At 58.6% G+C, this 6,166-nt stretch carries 1 protein-coding gene; it reads left to right on the top strand.

The genetic code is table 11. The features are described 5' to 3' along the window. Nucleotides 1-139 precede the first annotated feature (139 nt). Nucleotides 140-6,166 (top strand): non-ribosomal peptide synthetase (locus tag C400_RS26270; RefSeq protein ID WP_017427758.1); only part of this gene is annotated, 6,027 nt, incomplete at its 3' end.

The following is a 6,166-nucleotide window of genomic DNA, read 5'->3' as shown; positions in this document are numbered from 1 at the left end:
TCCGCCGTCAAACGAAAGCGGCGCGCATCCCAAGGAAGACGGCGAACAACGTCCAAGCCCGTAAACGCGCAGGCCGAAAGCAAGCTTTTTCGGACCTGCGCCGGGGCATGCGGTCACTTCATTTTTAGGGGAGGTACGAATGAAATCTTTGTTTGAAAAGGAAGAACGGTACTGGAGCGGCAAGTTTGACGCCGATGACAGCCTGAGCTTCCTTCCCTACAGTCAATCCTCCAAATTATCGGCCGACGGGGAAGCTGCGGCCGAGCCGGGTTTGCTTCACCGTACTCTGCCGAGCGAAATCTCGGAGAGAATCATTTGCCTTGCCAACGGTTCGGATTTGGCTTTGTACATGATTGTTTTAGCAGGAGTAAAAAGCCTGCTGTTCAAATATACCGGGCGGGACCAAGTGCTGGTCGGGATGCCTTCTTATAGCGCAGACCCCGACGGGACTCCGCCGCCGCATGACATCTTGGTGATCAAGACGTCCGTAAGCCGCGAGACTACGCTGAGAACGCTGCTCGGGGGCATCAAAGCCTCCATCGGCGAGGCGCTGGAGCATCAGCACCTGCCTTTTCGGAAAATGGTGGAGCCGCTCCATCTGGACTATACGGGGGAGGGTCTCCCGGTCGTCAACACCGTCGCATCCTTCGCCCCGATTCATCCGGAACCGCTGGGTAACCGGGTGGCGGCCGATACGGTTTTTCGCTTCGACCGCCAAAACCACTCCATCGAGCTGGAAATAAGCTTTGACGGGCAGCGGTACGAGCGGGCATTTGTAGAACAGGCGGCCGACCATCTTGTTCGGCTGCTGTCCGCGCTTTTATTTCAGCCGGATCTGGAGCTTGGACAAGCCGATGTGCTGTCCCCGGACGAGAGGGAGACGCTGCTGAAGCGATTTAATGACACCGAAACCGGGTTCGAGCGGGGGAAAACGATTTACGGCTTGTTCGAAGAACAGGCGGAGCTTTACCCGGACAACGTGGCCGCCGTCATGAACGAGCGGCAGCTGACCTACCGCGAGCTGAACGAGCGATCCAACCGCCTTGCGCGGAAGCTGCGGGAGACGGGAGTAGAAGCGGACCAGCTGGTAGCGATTCTGGCCGAACGCTCGCTCGATATGGTCGTCGGCATTCTGGCGATTCTCAAAGCGGGCGGAGCATACGTGCCTGTCGATCCCGACTACCCGGAGGAGCGCATCCGCTTCATGATCGAGGATTCGGGTGCGCCGTTATTGCTGATTCAAAAGCATCTGCACGAGAAGACCGACTTCGCAGGAACGCGCCTCGAATTGGACAATTTCGTTTGGGGCGACAGAGGGGCGGACTCCGAAAGTGCGCTGGACGCTTTGAACCTGGAGCCGATTTCCGGGCCAGTCAACCTGGCTTATGTCATCTACACGTCGGGAACGACCGGCAGACCAAAAGGAACGCTGATCGAGCATAAGAACGTCGTGCGCCTCCTGTTCAATGACAAGAACCTGTTCGACTTCGGGCCGTCCGACACGTGGACGCTGTTCCACTCGTTCTGCTTCGATTTCTCCGTCTGGGAAATGTACGGAGCGCTGCTGTACGGAGGCAAGCTGGTCATCGTACCGCCGCTCACGGCGAAAAATCCGGCCGATTTCCTGGCGCTGCTGGGCCGCGAACAGGTTACCATTTTGAACCAGACGCCAACGTACTTCTACCAGCTGCTGCGCGAGGTCTTGACGGACCATCCGTACGATTTGCGGATTCGCAACGTCATCTTCGGGGGCGAAGCGCTGAGTCCGCTGCTGCTCAAGGGCTTCAAGACGAAGTACCCGGAGACGAAGCTGATCAATATGTACGGCATTACCGAGACGACTGTTCACGTGACGTATAAGGAAATAACGTGGGTCGAAATGGAGGCGGCGAAGAGCAATATCGGCAAGCCGATCCCGACGCTGAGGGTGTACGTCCTTGATGAAAGCCGCCGGCCTGTGCCGATCGGCGTAGCGGGCGAAATGTACGTGGCCGGGGAAGGCCTTGCGAGAGGATACCTGAACCGCCCGGATCTGACGGCGGAGAAGTTCGTCGATTCCCCGTTTGCGGAGGGGGAGAAACTGTACCGCTCGGGCGACTTGGCGGCTTGGCTGCCGGACGGCAACATCGAATACCTGGGCCGGATCGATCACCAGGTCAAAATCCGCGGGTACCGGATCGAGCTGGACGAAATCGAGACGCAGCTGCTGAACGTCGAGGGCGTGGAAGAAGCGGTGGTGCTTGCCCGTCAGGACGGCGGGGGCGAGAAGGCGCTTGTCGCCTACTTTGTGGCGGATCGGACACTGACGGTCAGCGAAATGAGAACCTCGCTGGCCCAGGGAATGCCGGGGTACATGATCCCGTCGTACTTCGTGCAGCTGGAGCGCATGCCGCTGACGGCCAATGGCAAAGTAGACCGCAAAGCGCTGCCGGAACCGCAAGGCAGCTTGCAGACGGGCGTCGAATATGTAGCACCGCGTAACCGGATGGAGTCCCAGCTTGTGAAGATCTGGGAGGAAGTGCTGGGCTACTCCGGCATTGGAGTCCTGGACAATTTCTTCGAGCTCGGAGGCCACTCCTTGCGGGCGACGAACCTTGTCAGCAAGATTCAAAAGGAAATGAACGTCGAACTTCCGCTGCGCGATGTGTTCCGCTATACGACGGTAGAGTCGATGGCCGGGGCTATTGCCAGCTTGGAAGAAACGCGGCACAGCTCAATTCCGAAAGCGGAAGAGAAAGCGTACTATCCGGTTTCCTCCGCGCAAAAAAGGCTGTACGTCCTGCACCAGCTGGATGGCTCGGAGCTGAATTACAACCTCCCAAGTGCCTTGCAGTTGGAAGGGGCTTTGAACGAGGCCAAAGTGGAAAAGGCGCTGACTACTTTGGTGGCCCGGCATGATATGCTGCGCACCGGTTTTGAAATCGTGAATGGGGAGCCGGTTCAGCGTATTCATCCGCTCGTAGCTTTCAAGGTCGAAAAGCTTCAAGCAAGCGAAGATCAGGTTGCGGCCATTCTTGAAGGCTTCATTCAGCCTTTTGACTTGACCCAGCCGCCTTTGCTGCGCGCCCTGCTGATCGAACTGGAGAAAGAGAAATTCCTGCTCGCACTGGATATTCATCATATTGGTTCCGACGGCCTTTCCATGGACGTGCTGCTGCGCGAATTCGTGCGGCTTTACAATGGGGAAGAATTGCCGGAGCTGCGGATTCAATACAAGGATTACGCCGTTTGGCAGCAATCCGAGGAGCAGCGCCAGCGCATCAAACGGCAGGAGGAATACTGGCGTGGGGTATTCAGCTCCGAGCTTCCGGTTCTTGAGCTGCCTCTCGACTTCTCCCGCCCAGCCGTGCAGCAGTTTGACGGTCAAACGCTCACGTTTACGCTGGATGCGGAGAAAAGCGAAGCTCTCAAACGGCTTGCCGGCGATTCAGGGGCGACGCTGTACATGCTTCTGCTGGCTGCGTACTCCGTATTGCTTCATAAATACGCGGGACAGGAAGATATAGTGGTCGGCACTCCGATTGCCGCCCGTTCTCACGCCGACCTGCAGCCGATTATCGGTATGTTCGTCAATACGCTGGCCCTTCGCTTGGGTCCGGCGGCGGAGCGGACGTTCCTGGATTACTTGCAGGAAGTGAAGGAAACAACGCTTGGAGCCTACGAGCACCAAGACTATCCGTTCGAGGAGCTGGTGGAAGCTCTTCAGGTGAGCCGGGATTTAAGCCGGAATCCTCTGTTTGACACCATGTTTTCTTTGCAAAAGCACGAAAGCTTGGATTTAACCCTGGAAGGCTTGCAATGGTCGCTGTTCGACATCGAGGAAAAGACGGCAAAGTTTGACCTTAGCTTTGATATCGTGGAAGCCGATAACGAACTGGTTTGCAAGATCGAATACGCTACCTCGTTGTTTAGACAGGAAACGGTGGTACGGCTGGCGGGACATTACGAGCAGCTTTTGACATCGATCCTGGCTCAGCCGGGTGCGCGGATTTCGGATTTGGATATCTTGACGGACAGCGAAAAACATGATTTGCTGGTCGGGTTTGACGTGTCGTCTTCGGCTCTTGCGAAGCAACCCGCCGCAGAGGGTACAGGTTTGGAAGCGGATGAGTCGTGGAGAGAGAGAACGTTCCACGAGCTGTTCGAGGAGCAGGCGGAGCGCACTCCGGAAGCGCTGGCGGTTGTCTACGAAGACAGCAAGCTGACGTATGCGGAGCTGAACGCCAAAGCGAATCGTCTGGCGTATGCACTGCGGGCGCGTGGGGTGAAGCCGGAGCAGGTGGTCGGCATTCTGGCCGATCGTTCGGCGGAGCTGTTGATCGGGGTGCTCGCCGTATGGAAAGCGGGCGGCGCTTATGTGCCGCTCGACCCGGACTATCCGGCGGAGCGGATCGAGTATATGCTCGCGGACAGCGGGGCGTCGGTGCTGCTTACGCAGACCCGCCTGCTGGAGCAGGCGGAAGCTTGGCGCAGCGACGGAGCTCTAGTGCTGCAAACGGTGCTTGCGCTTGACGACGCCGCGACGTACAACCTCGGAGCGTCGGAAGCGGCTGTGGGTGTACAAGCTTTGGGCGAAGCAGGCGCAGAGGCGGAGGCTTTGGCGCAAGCGGCGGCTGCCGAAACGTCCGCCACGGCAGAAGCTGAGAAGAACGTACTAGCGGCAGATCTCGCATCGAATCCGGCGAATGTGAACAAGCCGCGCGATTTGGCTTACGTCATCTACACCTCCGGTACGACGGGCAAGCCGAAGGGCGTGATGATCGAGCACCGTAGCCTGGTGAACACGGCGGCGGGCTACCGTCGGGACTACCGCCTGGATCAGTTCCCGGTGCGGCTGCTGCAGCTCGCCAGCTTCTCGTTCGACGTGTTCGTCGGCGACATTGCGCGGACGCTGTACAACGGAGGCACGATGGTGATTGTGCCGAAGGACGACCGGATCGATCCGTCTCGTCTGCACCACTGGATGGAGCGGGAGCGGGTCACCATCTTCGAATCGACGCCGGCGCTGATCGTGCCGTTCCTGGAGTACGTGCACGAGCAGCGGCTGGATATGAGCCGGTTGGAGCTGTTGATCACGAGCTCGGACAGCTGCAGCGTGGGGGATTACCGCACCTTGCAGGAGCGCTTCGGCTCGCAGTTCCGTATTATTAACAGCTACGGCGTAACGGAAGCGGCGATTGACTCCAGCTTCTATGACGAGCCTCTGGAAAAGCTGCCGAAGACGGGCAGCGTGCCGATCGGGAAAGCGTGGCTGAACGCCAAGTTCTACATCGTGGATGCGAATCTGAAGCCGGTGCCGATCGGGGTGTTGGGCGAGCTGGTTATCGGCGGAGTCGGAGTGGCGCGCGGGTACTTGAACCGCCCGGATTTGACGGCGGAGAAATTCGTAGACAGCCCGTTCGCCACTGGGGAGCGGCTGTACCGGACAGGCGACCTGGCGCGCTGGATGCCGGACGGCAACGTGGACTTCATCGGCCGGATCGACAACCAGGTGAAAATCCGGGGGTACCGGATTGAGACAGGCGAAGTCGAAGCGAAGCTGCTGAGTGTAGGTGGCGTGAAGGAAGCGGTTGTCGTCGTCAGGGAAGATCAAGAAGGTCAGAAAGCTTTGTGCGCTTATTATACAGCGGAAGAAGGCTTGACAGCGGCGGATCTGAAGCGGGCGATTGCCAGCGAGCTGCCGGGGTACATGATCCCGTCGTACTTCGTGGAGCTGGAGCGCCTGCCTCTGACGCCGAACGGAAAGATCGACCGGAAGGCGCTGCCGGCACCGGAAGGGGGAGCAGGCGGAGGCCGCGAATACGTGGCGCCGCGCACCGAACTGGAGGCGAAGCTGGCCGCCATTTGGCAGGATGTGCTTGTTCGGGAGAAGGCGGTAGGCGTAACGGACAACTTCTTCGACCTCGGCGGGCACTCCCTGCGGGCGACGACGCTTGTCAGCAAAATGCATAAGGAGCTAGGCGTTGAATTCCCGCTTCGCGACGTATTCCGCTACTCAACGGTTGAGGAAATGGCCGCGGCTATGGAGCGGCTGGAGATCGGCTCGTTCACGGCTATTCCGGCTGCAGAATCTAGCGAGTATTATCCGCTCTCTTCTGCTCAGAAACGTCTCTATATCTTGAACCAGCTGGAAGGAGCCGAACTGAGCTACAACATACCAGGAGCT

Origin of the sequence: Paenibacillus sp. ICGEB2008, assembly GCF_000307675.1 — a bacterium.
Lineage (GTDB): Bacteria > Bacillota > Bacilli > Paenibacillales > Paenibacillaceae > Paenibacillus > Paenibacillus polymyxa.
Note: the sequence above shows the minus strand (reverse complement) of the source record. Positions and strands in the feature narration are given on the sequence as shown.